Below are 16857 nucleotides of genomic sequence, written 5' to 3'. Positions count from 1 at the left end.
GGTCGCTATCGAGGAGGAACATGAAGACCGAGAGCCGCGATGCTGCCGTCATCGAGTCGAGCAGCTCACTGACCAGGCCCGGGAAGATCATCGCGGTGCACCTGAGCTACGCATCGCGAGCAGATCAGCGGGGTCGCCGCCCGGCTCATCCGTCCTACTTCCTCAAGCCGTCGAGTTCCGTGGGATTCACAGGCGAGACCGTCGAGCGGCCCGCAGGCACCGAACTTCTCGCTTTCGAGGGCGAAATCGCCCTGATCATCGGGGCGACAGCGCGCTGGATATCGGCAGAGAACGCCTGGAGTCACATCTCGGGCGTCACGGCTGCCAACGACTTCGGCCTCTACGATCTGCGCGCCAACGACAAGGGATCCAACGTCCGTTCCAAGGGCGGAGACGGCTACACCCCACTCGGACCCAACGTCATCGACGCCCGGTCGGTCGACCCAGCCGCCCTGCGAATACGCACGTGGGTCAACGGAACCGTCGCGCAGGACGACACCACGGCCGGCCTCATCTTCACGCTGCCCCAACTGATAGCCGACTTGTCGCAGCATTTCACCCTCGAACCCGGCGACGTCATCCTCACCGGCACACCCGCCGGCTCCTCGGTCGTTGTTCCCGGCGACGTCGTCGAGGTCGAGGTGAGCGCAATCGACGAGAAGGCCACATCCGGTCGCCTCGTCACCACCGTCACTCAGGGTGAGGTCGCCTTCGACGGCTCACTCGGCTCGCTGCCGGCCGCAGACGATACTCAGCGCGAAGACGCGTGGGGATCGGCCGAAGCAGCCGGAATCACCCTGCCTCGAACAGGATTGAGCGTAGAACTGCGAGACAAGCTCGCCCGGGTGCCGGTGGCGGGACTGTCGGCCCAGCTCCGCAAACGTGGACTGAACAACGTGTCGATCGAGGGTGTTCGCGCATTGACTCCCAGCGACAAGATCGTCGGAACGGCCCGGACTCTGCGGTTCGTACCCAATCGAGAAGATCTGTTCGTCAGCCACGGCGGTGGATACAACGCACAGAAACGAGTGTTCGACGCGGTGAACGACGGCGAGATCATCGTCATCGAGGCCCGCGGAGAACTCGGCTCCGGCACTCTGGGCGACATCCTCGCCCTGCGGGCCCGATCCCGCGGCGCCGTCGGCGTCGTGACCGACGGAGGAGTTCGCGATCGCGACGCCGTAGCCGAGATCGGTCTCCCTGTGTTCGCCGCGACCGCCCACCCAGCAGTATTGGGCCGCCGACACGTCCCCTGGGATTTCGACCTGACCGTCGCGTGCGGTGGAGCGACGGTGCAGCCCGGTGACGTCATCGTCGGCGACAGCGACGGGGTGATCGTGATTCCGCCGGCGTTGGCCGAGGAAGTGGTCGATGAGGCGCTCGCTCAGGAAGAGCAGGACGCGTGGGTTGCCGACCAGGTAGCGGCTGGGAATCCCCTCGACGGGCTCTTCCCACCGAATGCGGAATGGAAGCGCAAGTACGAGCAGTGGCGTATGGATCAGGGAGTTTCCCAGTGACACAGAGCAAATCGCAGGCCGCCTACCACTACATCAAGGACCGGATAGCGCGGCAGGAATACACGCCCGGCTACCGCCTGGTCCTCGGCTCGATCGCGAAGGATCTCGACATGAGTGTCGTTCCGGTTCGTGAGGCGATCCGACAACTCGAGGCGGAAGGTCTGGTGACGTTCGAGCGGAACGTCGGTGCCCACGTGTCGATGGTGGACGACACTCAATATCGCTACAGCATGCAGAGTTTGAGCATTCTCGAAGGCGCTGCCACCGCGATGGCCGCGCGTCGATTGTCAGAGGACGACATTCGGAAAGCACGTGCGGTGAACGAACGCATGATCGAGTCCCTCGAGCATTTCGATCCGCACCTGTTCACGTCGCTGAACAAGGAGTTTCACCAGATTCTGTTCGAGAAATGCGTGAACCCACGAATGCTGACACTCGTCGAAGCAGAGTGGGGCCGCCTCGGGCACCTTCGAGCGTCGACGTTCGCGTTCGTTCCCGGTCGCGCACGCGAATCGGTGCACGAGCACGAAAACATCGTGCGGCTCATCGAAATCGGTGCACCGCTCGGCGAAATCGAAAAGGCTGCTCGACGACACCGATCCGCAACGCTCGACGCCTACCTCGTGCACGAGCACCCCGACGAAACAATCGGCCTACCGGCCTACTGACCAGACCGATCTCTCGATCCCGACCTTGGAGCATTCATGACCGATACCGTTGCCGAACAAACACAACGCCACACTCCGGCAGACCTGCCCAGCAGGATCCAGCATTACATCGGAGGTAAGTTCGTCGATTCGATCGACGGCGATACCTTCGATGTCCTCGACCCGGTATCCAATGAGGTCTACCTGCAGGCCGCCGCCGGCAAGAAGGCCGACATCGACCGCGCTGTCGAGGCCGCCAAGAAAGCATTCAAGGAAGGACCCTGGCCGCGCATGCTGCCGCGCGAGCGCTCACGCATCCTGCACCGCATCGCCGACATCGTCGAATCACGCGACGCCCGGCTGGCCGAACTCGAATCCTTCGACTCCGGCCTGCCCATCACCCAGGCACTCGGTCAGGCTCGCCGCGCCGCTGAGAACTTCCGCTTCTTCGCAGACCTCATCGTCGCTCAGGCCGACGACACCTACAAGGTCCCAGGACGGCAGATCAACTACGTCAATCGCACCCCCATCGGGGTCGCCGGCCTCATCACCCCGTGGAACACCCCGTTCATGCTCGAATCATGGAAGCTCGGCCCAGCACTGGCCACTGGCAATACCGTCGTTCTCAAGCCCGCCGAGTTCACTCCCCTGTCGGCATCGTTGTGGGCGGGCATCTTCGAGGAAGCCGGCCTGCCGGAGGGTGTGTTCAACCTTGTCAACGGTCTCGGTGAGGACGCGGGCGACGCTTTGGTCAAGCATCCCGACGTTCCCTTGATTTCGTTCACCGGTGAGTCCAGCACGGGTCAGCTCATTTTCGGCAACGCCGCGCCCTTCCTCAAGGGTCTGTCGATGGAACTGGGCGGAAAGAGCCCGGCCATCGTGTTCGCAGATGCCGATCTCGAGGCCGCTGTGGACGCCACGATTTTCGGTGTGTTCTCTCTCAACGGCGAACGCTGCACCGCGGGAAGTCGCATTCTCGTCGAACGGTCCATCTACGACGAATTCGTCGAACGCTATGCAGCACAAGCGAAGCGGGTGAAGGTTGGCTACCCGCACGATCCCGCGACCGAGGTCGGTGCGCTGGTGCACCCGGAGCACTACGACAAGGTGATGAGCTACATCGAGATCGGTAAGACCGAAGCGCGCCTGGTTGCGGGCGGCGGCCGGGCCGAAGGCTTCGATCAGGGCAACTTCGTGACCCCGACGGTGTTCGCCGATGTCGCACCCGACGCCCGCATCTTCCAGGAAGAGATCTTCGGACCGGTCGTGGCGATCACCCCGTTCGACACCGACGACGAAGCTCTCGAACTGGCGAACGGTGTCAAATACGGTCTCGCAGCCTATGTCTGGACCAACGACCTCAAGCGCTCGCACAACTTCGCCCAGGCCATCGATGCCGGCATGGTGTGGCTCAACTCCAACAACGTGCGCGACCTACGCACCCCGTTCGGTGGCGTCAAGGCTTCGGGGCTCGGGCACGAGGGCGGCTACCGCTCCATCGACTTCTACACCCAGCAGCAGGCCGTGCACATCACGCTCGGCGAGGTACACAACCCGACTTTCGGCAAAGCCGACTCAGCCAAGCACTGACGCAGACAGCACTGACTCCCTTCATCTTTCGACAAGGACCACGACATGACCATCACCCCCGATGCCCCCGAGCCCGTCGTGACACGCAGCAGCCGCGTCCGGTCGGCCGACCCGGTTCCCACCCCGCAGGCCACTCCCCCGGACGTACTGCGTTGCGCCTACATGGAATTGGTCGTCACCGACCTCGAACGCTCGCGTAAGTTCTACGTCGACGTGCTCGACCTCGTGGTGACCGAGGAAGACGAGAACACCGTCTACCTTCGTTCCTTCGAAGAGTTCATCCATCACAACCTCGTCCTGCGCAAGGGACCGGTCGCCGGGGTAGCAGCGTTCTCCTACCGGGTACGCAGCCCGGAGGATCTCGACAAGGCCGTCGCGTTCTACACCGAACTCGGCTGCCGTGTAGAGCGGAACCCCAATGGGTACAACAAGGGAATCGGTGATTCGGTACGCGTCGAAGATCCGCTCGGCTTCCCGTACGAGTTCTTCTACGACGTCGAGCACGTCGAGCGTCTCGCCTGGCACTACCACCTGTACACCCCCGGTGCACTGGTGCGATTGGACCACTTCAACCAGGTGACTCCCGACGTCCCCCGCGCCGTGGCGTACATGGAAGATCTCGGATTCCGTGTCACCGAGGACATTCAGGACGAGGCCGGCACGACGTACGCGGCCTGGATGCGTCGTAAGTCCACTGTGCACGACACCGCCATGACCGGGGGCGACGGACCTCGGATGCACCACGTTGCGTTCGCCACCCACGAGAAGCACAACATCATCGCCATCTGCGACAAGCTGGGCTCCCTGCGGATGTCCGACCACATCGAGCGAGGCCCGGGACGCCACGGGGTCTCGAACGCCTTCTACCTCTACCTCCGCGACCCCGACGGTCACCGCATCGAGATCTACACCCAGGACTACTACACCGGCGATCCCGACAACCCGGTTGTCACCTGGGACGTGCACGACAATCAGCGCCGCGACTGGTGGGGCACCCCGGTGGTCCCCAGCTGGTACACCGACGCCTCGATCGTGCTGGATCTCGACGGCAACCCGAAGCCGGTCATTGCGCGAACCGACGAATCCGAAATGGCCGTCACCATCGGGGCGGACGGATTCTCGTACACCCGCAAAGAGGACACCGACGAGATGCCGGATTGGAAGAAGGGCGAGTTCAAGCTCGGCGCACAGCTGTAGTAACGACTCATTCCCCTACGGCACAGGAGAATTCATGCTCCCCCCGAACACCATCACGGACATCGCCGACGAACTCGAAGTAGCGGAACGGACGCGGACGATGATTCCGCGGCTCACTGCTCGCTATCCCGACATGAACTTCGAGGATTCGTACGCGGTCCAGAACGAATGGCGTCGACGCAAGGTCGAGTCCGGTCGACGCTTGGTCGGCCGCAAGATCGGCTTGACGAGCAAGGTGATGCAGGTGGCGACCGGCATCACCGAGCCCGATTACGGTGCGATCTTCGACGATCAGGTCTTCGACAACGGCTCGGTGATCGAGCACGGGCGCTTCTCCAATGTGCGCATCGAGGTCGAGCTCGCCTTCGTTCTCGGGAGTCCACTTGCCGGTCCGACGGCGACGATCTTCGACGTTCTGAAGGCAACCGAGTACGTGGTACCGGCTCTCGAGATCCTCAGCTCACGGATCGAGATGGAGGGTCGCACCATCGTCGATACGATCAGTGACAACGCGGCACTGGGCGGGCTCGTATACGGCGGCAACCCGACGGACCCGTCGGCTGTGGACATGCGGTGGATCTCGGCGCTCCTCTACCGCAACGAGACGATCGAGGAGTCCGGCGTTGCCGCCGCAGTGCTCAACCACCCGGCAACGGGTGTGGCCTGGTTGGCCAACAAGCTTTCTCAGCACGGCGACCGGCTCGAGGCCGGCGAAATCGTGTTGGCCGGCTCGTTCACCCGCCCGATGTGGGTGCACCAGGGAGACAGCGTGCTCGCTGACTACGGACCGATGGGAACGATCTCATGCCGCTTCGACTGAACAAGACCTTTCGGGATGCGTTGGCGGAGGCGGACCGGCCGCTGTACGGCGGTTGGATCACCACCGGGTCGCCGGTGGCCGCCGAGATCATGGCCGGCTCGGGGCTGGACTGGGTGCTCATCGACATGGAGCACGCCCCCAACGGCCTCGAATCCGTTCTTGCACAGCTGTATGCGGTATCGGCATACCCCGTGACGCCTGTGGTGCGAGTACCCGTCGGTGACGCGGTGATCATCAAGCAAGTCTTGGACCTGGGTGCTCAGAACATTCTGGTCCCGATGATCTCGACTGCCGAGCAAGCGCGCGAGGTGGCCGCCGCAGCCCAGTACCCACCGGCAGGGCGACGCGGGGTCGGCAGTGCGCTGGCACGATCTGCGCGGTGGAATCGGGTCGAAGGCTATCTGGCGAACGCTGCCGATCATGTTTCGGTGTTCGTTCAGATCGAGACGGCCGAAGGGGTTTCCAACGCGGCAGCGATCGCGGAGACACCGGGCATCGATGGAGTATTCGTCGGACCCAGTGACCTGTCCGCGTCGATGGGTCTGCTCGGCCAACAGAACCACCCCGAGGTCGTAGCCGCAGTCAACGATGCGTTCACGGCGATCGCCTCCACTGGAAAACCGTTCGGAGTCAACGCATTCGACCCCGATCGTGCTGATTCCTATGTCGAGGACGGCGCTCGGTTTCTGCTCGTCGGTGCCGACGCCGCCATCTTGGCACGGGGTTCCGAGGCCCTCGCTCAGCGCTACATCGATCCATCGGCGCACAGCGCTCGCGCCAGCTACTGATCCCCCCACCTCAGTTCGCCGCCCGAAAGGACAGACAGTGACCATCACATTCGATTCACTTCTCAGCGAGATCACCGACCCCAACGGACGCGAGATCCTCGATCCCGCAACCGGAGAGGTCGTCGGCAAAGCCCGCTTCGAGGGTGTCGAGGTGCTCGACGCCGCTATTGCTCGCGCGAAAGCAGCGCAACCCGCATGGGCGGCGTGCTCCGACGAAGACCGCGCTGGCCTGTTACTGCAGGCCGCCGATGCCATCGACGCAGCTACCGAACCGCTCGCGGAGCTGCTGTCACGTGAGCAGGGCAAGCCGCTCAACGGACCCAACGCCCGCTTCGAGGTCGGTGCCTGCGCTACGTGGCTGCGCGCCACTGCGACAACGGAACTTCCTGTGCAGGTGCTGCTCGACGGCGACGAGGGTAGCGCCGAAATGTACTACAGACCGCTCGGGGTCGTCGGCGCGATCGGGCCGTGGAACTGGCCGATGATGATCACCGTGTGGCAGATCGCGCCGGCACTGCGCATGGGCAACACCACCGTCGTCAAACCGTCGGAGTACACCCCGCTGAGTGTCCTGGCGCTCGTCGCGGTCATCAACTCGGTACTTCCAGAGAACGTCCTGACCGTCGTCGCAGGCGAAGGAGACCTGGGTGCGCGACTGTCTTCCCACCCCGACATCGACAAGTTGATGTTCACCGGCTCCACCCGTACCGGGCAGTCCATCATCAAGAGTTCCGCGGACACGATCAAGCGGCTCACCCTCGAACTCGGCGGCAACGACGCCGGCATCGTCCTTCCGGACGTGGACCCCAAAGCCATTGCAGAGGAACTCTTCTGGGGTGCTTTCATCAATACCGGACAGACCTGCGCTGCCCTCAAGCGACTGTACGTGCACACCGATGTCTACGACGAGGTCTGCACCGAACTCGCTGCCGTCGCCAGATCGATGCCGATGGGCCGCGGACTCGACGAGAACAATGTGCTGGGGCCACTGCAGAACAAGGCGCAGTACGACATCGTGGCGAACCTCGTCGAACGCGCCCGGGAATCCGGTGCGACCATACTGGTCGGCGGTACACCGGACGCCGATGCACCCGGGCACTTCTACCCCACCACCCTGGTGTCGAACATCGCACCCGACAACGCCCTGGTAACGGAGGAGCAATTCGGGCCTGCCCTACCCATCATTCGGTACGAAACTGTCGACGAGGCAATCGAACTCGCGAACGGATTGGATGTCGGCCTCGGCGCTTCGGTGTGGAGTTCCGACCGCGACGCCGCCCGAAAGATTGCCGCGCGAATACAAGCAGGCACTGTGTGGATCAACAAGCATGGCGGTATCCATCCGATGGTCCCGTTCGGTGGTGTCAAAATGTCGGGCTACGGACTGGAGTTCGGTGTCGAAGGGCTGAAATCCGTGTCAGCGCCACAAGTTATCAGCGGCTGACAGACCCAGACCGATCGTCGATCTCGGCATGCATTGCAGAGCGGCGATCGGCATTCTCGCCTTCCTGACATGATCTTGGAGCCCCTATGTCTGATCCCACTGTCGAAAGCCGAGCCGGCCGGCTACACACCAACGCAACAATCTGGACTGCCGACGCCGACCGCCCCACGGCCTCCAGCCTGCTCGTCCGCGATGGCGTGATCACGGCGATCGATCCCACCCCCGAGGAGTTGGCCGGCAACGAGCAGATCGTCGACCACGGCGGTGCCTTTCTGATGCCTGGCTTCGGAGATGTTCACAACCATCACCTGCTGGCCGGCCGAGCCAGCTTGGTCGAGCTACAACTCGACGGAAACGCCGATCTCGATGAGGTGCTCGCATCGATCGCAGCCTGGGCCGAGAAGCTCGACGACAACGCGTGGGTCGTCGGCGGCGGGTGGGGAAGCCACCTGCTCGATGCGGTGTCCTCTCTCGAAGCATTGGACCGACTCGACGAGGCCGCGGGAGGCCGAGCGGTCATGCTGCGCGACGACAGTTGCCACAATCGGTGGGTCAGCACCCGAGCGATGTCTCTGGCGGGTCTCACCTCCGACACCGAAGACCCGGACGGTGGCCGTATCGTGCGAGTCGCACCGTCGTCGAAGCCGGTGGGCGTGTTGATCGAAGCCGCCCTCACCCCCGTCGAACGAGCCTATGCGGCAACCCAATCGGACGCGACGGATCTCGATGCCGCGAGCTGCGCCCACGCCATCGAGACGTTGCACAGTTTCGGTATCACCCACTTCCAGGACGCGGCCGCTTCCCTGCCGATGATGCAAGCACTCGCCACTCTCGATGGACGTGGTGAGCTGCGAGCCTGGGTCGTGACCTCCGCACAGATCAACGACAAGATTTTCGGTACGAGCCCGGTCGGCATGCCGCTCCTCGACGCTGCGGTTCGGTACCGCACGGAGCATCACCGACCCGACTTCGTGAAGATCTTCCTGGACGGAGTACCCACCTCCCGCACGGCGTTGTTGCTCGAGCCGTACTTGCCTGTCGAGAGCGATGACACCGAGTGGTTCGGTGAGAGCACGATGTCGCAAGCCGAACTGACCGAATGGCTCCTGGAGGTCGCGCGGCGGGGACTAGGTGCCAAAGTCCATTGCACAGGAGACGGATCCGTACGGATGGTGCTCGACGCGACAGCCGTCATACGCGACCACGGACACGCTGACACCGTCGTTCAGATTGCACACGGGGAGTACATTGCCGACGACGACCTACCCCGCATGGCCACACTCGGCATCATCGCCGATCTGTCTCCGCCCCTGTGGTTCCCCGGCGTCATCCTCGAGGCCATCTGCCGGTGCGTTCCCCGCGACCGCGCGCGACGGATGTGCCCGAACCGCACACTGCTGGACCTCGGCGTCGTCATGGCAGGCGGATCGGACTGGCCCGTGATGCCGAGCCCAGACCCCTGGATCGGAATACAGGGGTTGGTCACGCGGGCCGACCCATCCGGGCTTCACCCCGGAACCCTTTGGCCGGAACAGGCTTTGACGCTCGACGAGGCCTTGCACATCTACACGATCGGGGTAGCGAAGGCCACCGGACTGGCCGCCGTCACAGGTTCACTCGCTGTCGGCAAATCAGCCGACTTCACGATTTTGAACAACAACCCCTTCGCCGTGGCCTCTTCGGATCTGGTCACGCTCTCCTCGCAGCAGACGTGGTTCGCCGGCGAACTGGTCTTCGGACGTCACGGCTCACAGCACGGTCATTCCCGAGTAACGCCATCCGCAGTCTGATCGAAAGGAAGAAATCATGCCCATCACCACCCGTACATCCGTCCTTCGAGAGGCACCCGGCCGGTACGAGACCATCGAGGTCGAGCTGGACGATCCACGGCAGAACGAAGTGACCGTCAAAATGGTCGCCGCTGGACTGTGTCATTCCGACGACCACGCCGCAACAGGCGACGTCCCGGTCGTGTCTATCCGTACGCAGGCGGGCACGAAGGTGCCGGAATAATCGAGGCCGTCGGTCCGGACACCCCAGGATTCGAGGTCGGCGATCACATCGTGTTCTCGTTCCTACCGGCGTGTGGACGCTGCGAATTCTGCGCCCGCGGACTGTCCAACCTGTGTGACCTCGGAGCTTCGCTGCTCACCGGAACTCGCGCCGACGATCCCACCAGTTTCCGTATGCACCTCGACGGCAAACCCGTGGGGCAGCAGTGCGGCATATCCACCTTCAGCGAGTACACCACTGCCTCGACGGCATCGGTGGTCAAGGTCGACAAGTCCCTGCCATTGAAGCCGGCCGCCCTGCTCAGCTGCGGGGTGCCGACCGGCTTCGGATCCGCTGTCAACTCCGCGGGTGTCCGGCCCGGCGATACGGTAATCGTGATGGGCATCGGTGGCATCGGCGCAAATGCATTGCAGGGAGCCGCATTCGCGGGCGCGACCAACGTCATCGCCGTCGACCCGGTGGCGTTCAAGCTGAAGATGGCACCACAGTTCGGTGCCACCGCGACATTCGAGACCATGGCCGAGGCCACCGAATACGCACGGTCGCTCACCAACGGCCAGGGCGCCGACGCGACCATCATCACGATAGGCCGCATCGACGGTGGCCACGTCGCCGAGGCGCTCGATTCCATTCGCAAAGCAGGTACGGTCGTGCTGACCGGCCTCGGAGACCGACGGTGTTCCTGCCGCGCAGCAACATCACATCACCGCAGCAGGAGCCCCGGTCCTGCTGGGCGATCTGACCCTGATGCAAAAAAGGCTGCAGGGATCGCTTTTCGGCGAATCGAACCCGCGCCGGGATATTCCGAACCTGGCAAGGATGTATCTACGGGGACAGCTCGAGCTCGACAAGTTGATCACCGCAGAGTACACGCTCGACCAGGTTGCCGAGGCCTACGAAGACATGCACGCCGGAAAGAACATCCGAGGTGTGATTGTTTTCGACGACTGATGTGTTCTCGACTGCATCAGGGACACGGAAACGTGGCGACTCACTGATTCGATTGAGGCCCAACAGATTCGTCGCTCGGAGCCGGGGCCACGGTCGGTCGAGCGGCATTCAGTCATGAGGGACGTGAGACCAGCAGGGTGGTTGCGGCCTCGAAGGCGTCGTCGAGCCGGCGTCCGAGCAGCTCGAGTGACAGGTCGTTCTCCTCGCGCCACCGCTCGAAGGCGACCCGTAGAGCGCTCAATGCCCAGGCCGCGAGCAGTTCGGCGTCTCGGTGCGACCGCGGCTCAGGGAGCCGTTCGAAGATCACGTCGGACAGCAGTACCTCCCAGTCGAAGACTCGGTCGCGGATGCGCTTCATGAGGGCGGGAGATGAATAGGCCATCTCGGCGCTGATCCGCATCTGCTCGGCGAATCGGCTCGACGGGTCGTGGACGGGGTCGAACGCGCGCCGCAGAGCGAGCCAGATCGGCTCGTCGGCCGGGCGCTGTTGCAGTACCGAGCGGAAGGTCGGGCCCGGGTCGTCGAGCCACGCCATCGCGAGGTCTTCCTTGGACTCGAAATGCCGGTAGAAGGTGCGGCTGGCGACACCGGCCGCCGAGGCGATCATCTCGATGCTCGTGCCCTCGATGCCGCGCTCTTCGAAAAGTTCGCGGGCTGCGTCGGACAGGCTAGCGCGTACCGCCTGGCGGGCGATAGCCCTGCCGCCCATGGGGCGCTCGGACCGGTCCGTCATGGGGCACGCTCCTTGTCGGACGGTGGATCGGCGTCAGTTCAGCGTCGCGCGAACATCTGCCGAATGGACGTCGCCTCGTCCGTCAGGTGATCGATCACGCCAGGTACGGGCCGATCGAGCCAAGACTTCACCTGCGCGAATTCGGCCGGTCGGTCGACAGCTTCGATCCGCGCGACCCGATCGTCGACGATACCAAAGGTCATGAACGATCCCTGCGACGTCTCGCCCCTGGTCAGCCATCGTTCGACCCGCGCTGCCGGGTCGCCGGCCATCTGGATCTTGACACCGAACTGATGCGACCAGAACCAGGGCGGGCCGTCCATGGGAACAGGGAGCCCGAGGATGACCGCCGCGACCCGTCGGGCACTGGCGGCGGCATGGGGTGCGGACTCCAGTCGACGCGTCGACCCGTCGGGACGGGCCATCCGCGCGCAGTCGCCGATTGCGAACACGTCGGGTGCCGACGTGCGGTAGTCGGCATCGACGAGCACGCCGTCGTCGACGGACAGGCCCGCAAGCTCGGCCAAAGAGACCTCCGGAACCATTCCGACACCGATCACGACCTCGTCCACCCCCAGATCCGCCTCGTCGGTGACGATCCGAGCGATCCGGCCGTCGTCGCAGGCATGAAGGCGCAACCCCGTCACCCCGGTGCGGACATCTACGCCGCGGCTGCGGTGCAGGGCCGCGACATGGTCGGCGGTCACCTCGCTGCAGACGCGCCCGAGCAGACGCGGTGCGAGCTCGAATACCGTCACGGCTGCCCCGCGAGAGCATGCGCTCGCCGCGACCTCGAGCCCGACGAATCCGCCACCCACGACCCCTACCCGGGTGCCGCGGAGCAAGCGACCACGCAGCCGCTCGACGTCGGAGTGCGTCTTGACGTGGTGCACGTTCTCGGCGTGCTCGGCGGCCGGATCGGCCAGGGCGCGGGGCCGACCTCCCAGTGCGAGCACCAGCATGTCGTACCCGACGGATTCGTCGTCGAGGTGAACTGTCTTGGCGCTCGTGTCGATTCCGCTCACGTGGCGACCGAGTACCAGTTCGATGTCGTGCTGCTCGTAGAACGACCGGGGCCGGGCGAGGAGCTCGTCGGCGGTCGTCGTTCCGAGCAGGAATCCCTTCGAGAGCGGCGGACGCTGGTACGGCGGCAGGTCTTCGTCGCCGATGAGCGTCAGGGGGCCGTCGAAACCCCCGGCCCGCAGCGCGGCGACGACCTCACCTCCAGCGTGCCCCGCCCCGACGATCACGATTTTCGGACTCACCATTGGCTCGCCGGGATGCGCAACCTGACGCCGTCGATGTCGGGGCCGACCGTGATCTGGCACGCGAGCCGACTACCCGGCTCACGTTCCTCGGATGTCGCGTCGAGCATGTCGTTCTCGAAGCCCGTGGGTGGTCCGACTACGCCGATCCACGCATCACCGACGATGACATGGCACGTCGCGCACGAGAGTTCCCCGCCGCAGTCCGCGACGATCCCCGGGACGAGGCGGGTGAGAGCGCTGCGCATGACCGACTCACCGTCGGTGGCGTCGACCGCAGTGACAGTGCCGTCGGGTTGTTCGAACTCGACCGTGCTCACGATGTGGTCACTGCTCTGTCGGCCGCTACCGCGTGTTCCGCTATGCGGTCTAGGGCTGCCGTGAGGTGCGGGCGAAATCCCTCGGGGTCGTCGGACGGGGTGAAGTGCGAGAGTCCTGGCATCGCGAAGAACTCGGCACCGGGGATGTTCGCAGCCAGCGCCGACCCGTTGTCGTCGGGCGTCAGCATGCTGATGTCGTGCTCACCGGTGAGGATCGTCAACGGAGTCCTCGCGGTGTCGATCAGATGTCCGTCGATGCGCAGGTCGTGACCGAACATGAAGTAGTCGTTGTCGGCCGGGTAGACATCGCGGTGGTTCGACGTGTAGATCCACTCCACCTCACGTCTGAAGTCTTCCGGCGCGTCGATGCCGGTGACATCGAACATCGTCGAGCCGACAGCGCCCGCCGCGACGCGTGGGTCGCGGAAGCGGTCGTTGTCGAAGGACTGCCACGACTCCATGTGGTAAAGCCCGTTCACCCCGATCGCGCCGCGGATCACGTCAGGGTGGTGGGCGCACAGATCGGACGCCAACTGACCCCCCACGGAGCAACCGACGAAGATGGGGCGGTCCAGGCCCGTCGCGGCGATGAAGCCGGTCACCCAGTTCATCAGCGTGGTCTTGTCGAACTTCAGGTCCTTCTCCCACCAGCGCGAACCCAGCGGGGGCAGCGACTTTCCGTGGTACGGCAGGTCGATCGCGATCATCGTGTACCGCTCCTGCAGCACGGGGTCGGCGAGAACGTGGCGGTATTGACGGCCGTCCGCTCCCGCGGTGTGCATGAACACCACCGGTACCGGACCCGTGCCCGCCTGCTCGTAGTAGACGCGGTATTCGAGCCCGTCGATCGTGTAGCGGACGTAGCGGCCGACCGGGTCGTCGGAGTCGGCGAACGGGTCTGCGTCCGCGACCTTCTCGCGGCGACCGGTCGCGGTCTCCACGCCGAGGCGGACGATTCGGTTCCACGCGCCGAGGTAGGGAGCGACGACAGTAGGCCAGTCGGCGTCGATCGTCGCGCCGAAGACCTGGGCCGACGTCATGCATTCGAGTCCCAGCTGCGGCTTCTCGACAGCCATGAGGTCCCACAGCACCGTAGGGACCGTGATGCCGACGGTCGGCTCTCCGGCATCGGGGGCCGGGTCGGACGCCGTGACTGCGCCGTCGTCCACATGCAGTTCCAGAACGGTCTCGCCGAGGCACACGCGCACCGACCCGCGGAAAGTCTTGAGGCGCACCGCAAGTTCGCGGTCGCTCTCGAGTCGCGTCCGCAGTTGCAGGCTGTCGAGGGTCATGGGCGTGTCCTTCCTGACACTGGCGAAAATTTGTTGGTCACATATTGACTTGATGTCACACTATGACAGATAGTCATGGTGCGCAAGATCACAGACGCTCCAGCACGATCTCCCCGGCGACAGGATGACGATGACGACACGACAGGACAGGGCAGCTCTCCTTGCCACCGCGACGCGCGCCCAGCACGACGCGATCGACTGGATCGAGCAGCAACTCGAGGACGGCCGCCCCCGCGACCACGCCCAGAAGAACACGTGGTGGCGCGTGCCGTGGGCGCTGTCGGTCGCCGGAGCCTCGGACACAGCCGCTTCGGTCCTCCGGTGGGTCGAGCGCGACGCCCTGGACGACGACGCGGATCTGAAGCAAGGACCCGCCGAGTTCATGCCGGGAGCAAGCCCTGTCTATGAGCTCAGCGCCCTTGGGATCGCAGCGTGGCGCCTGGGCCGACACGATCTCGCCAACGCTCTGCTCGACCGCTGCCGGCTGTTCCAGAGCCCGGTCACCGGCGGGGTGTACGACCGGCGCGACCGTGCCGACGGCAGCGTGCAGGATCTGCTGAAGACCTGCCAGCTCGGCATCGCGGCGGTGGTCGCGGGCCGCCTGGACATCGCCCACCCGATCGCGGCCTGGGTGCGGGAGCTGTGGGCGCTGCAACCCGAGCTGCCCGAGGTCCTCTATGCGGGCCGATGCGACGACGGTTCGCTGCTCATCCCGGCGGAGGACGACTTCCTGGCCCGGTTCTTGCTGCGCGTCGATTTTCGCGTGCCCCTGCAGGCCTACTACAACCCGGGGATCGCCGCCGCCTTCCTGCACGACTTCCGCGCTCTCACCGGTTCCGACGACCGCGACCTCGCTCGCAGCTTCCTCGCTCTGAACGCCGGCGGCACCGACTCCCAGTTCACCGATCCGAACTCGGTGCAGATCTGCAAGTACGCCTGGGGCGTCGCCCGCGACGTCGCACTCGACCCGGTATCACCCTTCGTCGCCGATGCGGAGCGGATGACCGAGTGGTTTCTCGACCGCCAGAACGCCGACGGCTCCTGGTCTCCGTCGACCTTCGGATCGACCGAGGTACCGGCTCCCGTCGACCGACTGTGGAAGACCGCCGAGCACCTCATGGAGCTGACGTTCCTGATCGAAGCCCTGACCACTGCCGACCCGACGACCGCTGAGGACTGACATGACCGACGACACCACCACCTCCCCCGCACTGTGCCCCGTGACCTCACCCGAAGGCCGAGTCGACATCGACTTCGACCACCTCGCCCCCGACTACTCCGACAACTGGAGCGACCGCCTCAATCAGCTGGCCGGGTGCCCCGTCGCCCACTCTGCACATCACGACGGCTTCTGGATGATCACCGGACACGAGGAGCTCAAAGCTGCCGCAGCCGACTGGGAGCACTTCTCGTCCCTGCACGACGGCGTCGCGGGCGACGCATTTGCCGCACGAGACCAGGTCGCCTATCCCGAACCGCGCACTCCACGTGGCGGGTCGATGATCCCGGCCGCCTCGATAGCCCGCATGGTGCCGAGCGAGGCGGACGGGCCGATGCACACCGACATCAGAAGACTCGAAGTGCCGTTCTTCACACCGAAGGCAGTCCGGTCCCACGAGCAGCAGATCCGCACATACGTCGACGAGGCACTGGACGCCGTGATCGAGACCGGGCGTATCGATTTCGCAGCAGATCTGGGCCGGGTGATCCCGACGAAAGTCACGATCTCGGTCATCGGCTTCGACCCCGACGAATGGCACGACTTCGCCGCCGTGGTCCACGCCATGAACCTGCACGGGATCTTCTCTCCGGATTTCCCGTTCGAGGCGCTGTTCGCCACGCAGGCAAAGGTCCTCGAGCTCGTCAAGGCGCGCCGCGAGAATCCGCAGGACGATGTCGCCTCGGCCCTGACCAGGGGCTCGGTGCTGTCGTCACCGGTCACCGACGAGGAGGCGGCAACGATCCTCAACGGTCTGACGTTCGCGGCCACCGACACCACGACCTCAGCCCTGCTGCATTCGCTGCGGTGGCTCTCGGCGCACCCCGAGGAGCGCGAGCTTCTGTCGCGCGAGCCCGAGCGGATCCCTGCGGCGATAGAGGAGTTCCTTCGCTTCTACAGCCCGTTCTTCGGCATCGCCCGCACCGTCGCCGCAGACATCGAGATCGGCGGTCAATCGATGGCCGAGGGCGATCGCGTCATGTTGACCTATGCCGCCGCGAATCGGGACGCCCGCACGTTCGAAGACCCCGACCGCGTCGATCTCACCCGCTCCAACGCGT

At 64.7% G+C, this 16857-nt stretch carries 14 protein-coding genes and 1 pseudogene; 11 read left to right on the top strand and 4 right to left on the bottom strand.

Features of this window, described 5'->3' with window-relative positions; genetic code table 11:
- Positions 1 to 20: 20 nt before the first annotated feature.
- From QM588_RS22510 to QM588_RS22470, 9 genes and pseudogenes are all read left to right on the top strand, one after another.
- Positions 21 to 1517, top strand: coding sequence for a fumarylacetoacetate hydrolase family protein (locus QM588_RS22510; protein WP_283316698.1), 1497 nt, complete (start codon positions 21 to 23; stop codon positions 1515 to 1517).
- A complete protein-coding gene (locus QM588_RS22505; protein WP_442972963.1) occupies positions 1466 to 2185 on the top strand; it encodes a GntR family transcriptional regulator in 720 nt (239 codons plus the stop codon). Before QM588_RS22510 ends, QM588_RS22505 begins: the two co-directional genes overlap by 52 nt.
- Positions 2186 to 2221: 36 nt before the next feature.
- The gene (gene hpaE / locus QM588_RS22500; RefSeq protein ID WP_283316693.1) at positions 2222 to 3754 is read left to right on the top strand and encodes a 5-carboxymethyl-2-hydroxymuconate semialdehyde dehydrogenase; all 1533 of its coding nucleotides are present in this window, start codon (positions 2222 to 2224) and stop codon (positions 3752 to 3754) included.
- A gap of 45 nt (positions 3755 to 3799) precedes the next feature.
- The gene (gene hpaD, locus QM588_RS22495) at positions 3800 to 4951 is read left to right on the top strand and encodes a 3,4-dihydroxyphenylacetate 2,3-dioxygenase (protein ID WP_283316691.1); all 1152 of its coding nucleotides are present in this window, start codon (positions 3800 to 3802) and stop codon (positions 4949 to 4951) included.
- Positions 4952 to 4985: 34 nt separating this feature from the next.
- Positions 4986 to 5771, top strand: coding sequence for a 2-oxo-hept-4-ene-1,7-dioate hydratase (gene hpaH, locus QM588_RS22490; protein ID WP_283316689.1), 786 nt, complete (start codon positions 4986 to 4988; stop codon positions 5769 to 5771).
- Positions 5756 to 6559, top strand: coding sequence for an HpcH/HpaI aldolase family protein (locus QM588_RS22485; protein ID WP_283316687.1), 804 nt, complete (start codon positions 5756 to 5758; stop codon positions 6557 to 6559). The genes hpaH and QM588_RS22485 overlap by 16 nt, the downstream gene beginning before the upstream one ends.
- 37 nt (positions 6560 to 6596) lie before the next feature.
- Positions 6597 to 8003 (top strand): aldehyde dehydrogenase family protein, encoded by a 1407-nt coding sequence (locus QM588_RS22480; protein WP_283316684.1) that lies wholly within the window; start codon positions 6597 to 6599, stop codon positions 8001 to 8003.
- Between the two features lie 86 nt (positions 8004 to 8089).
- Positions 8090 to 9793, top strand: a complete 1704-nt coding sequence (locus QM588_RS22475) for an amidohydrolase (RefSeq protein WP_283316681.1) — start codon at positions 8090 to 8092, stop codon at positions 9791 to 9793.
- A 22-nt stretch (positions 9794 to 9815) separates the two neighbouring features.
- Positions 9816 to 10967, top strand: a pseudogene (locus tag QM588_RS22470) (NDMA-dependent alcohol dehydrogenase).
- A gap of 112 nt (positions 10968 to 11079) precedes the next feature.
- Here QM588_RS22470 and QM588_RS22465 read toward each other — a convergent pair.
- From QM588_RS22465 to QM588_RS22450, 4 genes are read right to left on the bottom strand one after another with little or no spacing between them, the layout of a single operon-like run.
- Positions 11080 to 11700 carry a TetR/AcrR family transcriptional regulator gene (locus tag QM588_RS22465; RefSeq protein WP_283316680.1) on the bottom strand — a complete coding sequence of 207 codons (621 nt, stop codon included), beginning with the start codon at positions 11698 to 11700 and terminating at the stop codon, positions 11080 to 11082.
- A 38-nt stretch (positions 11701 to 11738) separates the two neighbouring features.
- The gene (locus QM588_RS22460; protein ID WP_283316679.1) at positions 11739 to 12968 is read right to left on the bottom strand and encodes an NAD(P)/FAD-dependent oxidoreductase; all 1230 of its coding nucleotides are present in this window, start codon (positions 12966 to 12968) and stop codon (positions 11739 to 11741) included.
- On the bottom strand, positions 12962 to 13285 hold the full coding sequence (locus QM588_RS22455) for a 2Fe-2S iron-sulfur cluster-binding protein (RefSeq protein ID WP_283316676.1): 324 nt from the start codon (positions 13283 to 13285) through the stop codon (positions 12962 to 12964). Before QM588_RS22455 ends, QM588_RS22460 begins: the two co-directional genes overlap by 7 nt.
- Entirely contained in the window at positions 13282 to 14577 is a 1296-nt protein-coding gene (locus tag QM588_RS22450) for an alpha/beta fold hydrolase (RefSeq protein ID WP_283316675.1), read from the bottom strand. The genes QM588_RS22455 and QM588_RS22450 overlap by 4 nt, the downstream gene beginning before the upstream one ends.
- A 130-nt stretch (positions 14578 to 14707) precedes the next feature.
- On the opposite strand from QM588_RS22450, the gene QM588_RS22445 reads away from it, so the two are divergent.
- Together QM588_RS22445 and QM588_RS22440 are read left to right on the top strand one after the other, a co-directional pair.
- A complete protein-coding gene (locus QM588_RS22445) occupies positions 14708 to 15757 on the top strand; it encodes a hypothetical protein (RefSeq protein ID WP_283316674.1) in 1050 nt (349 codons plus the stop codon).
- Position 15758: 1 nt separating this feature from the next.
- The coding region (locus QM588_RS22440; protein WP_283316670.1) for a cytochrome P450 at positions 15759 to 16857 on the top strand (1099 nt) is incomplete at its 3' end.

This window comes from Rhodococcus sp. IEGM 1354 (genome assembly GCF_030056855.1).
Lineage (GTDB): Bacteria > Actinomycetota > Actinomycetes > Mycobacteriales > Mycobacteriaceae > Rhodococcoides.
This window is presented reverse-complemented; position numbering and strand designations above follow the sequence as displayed.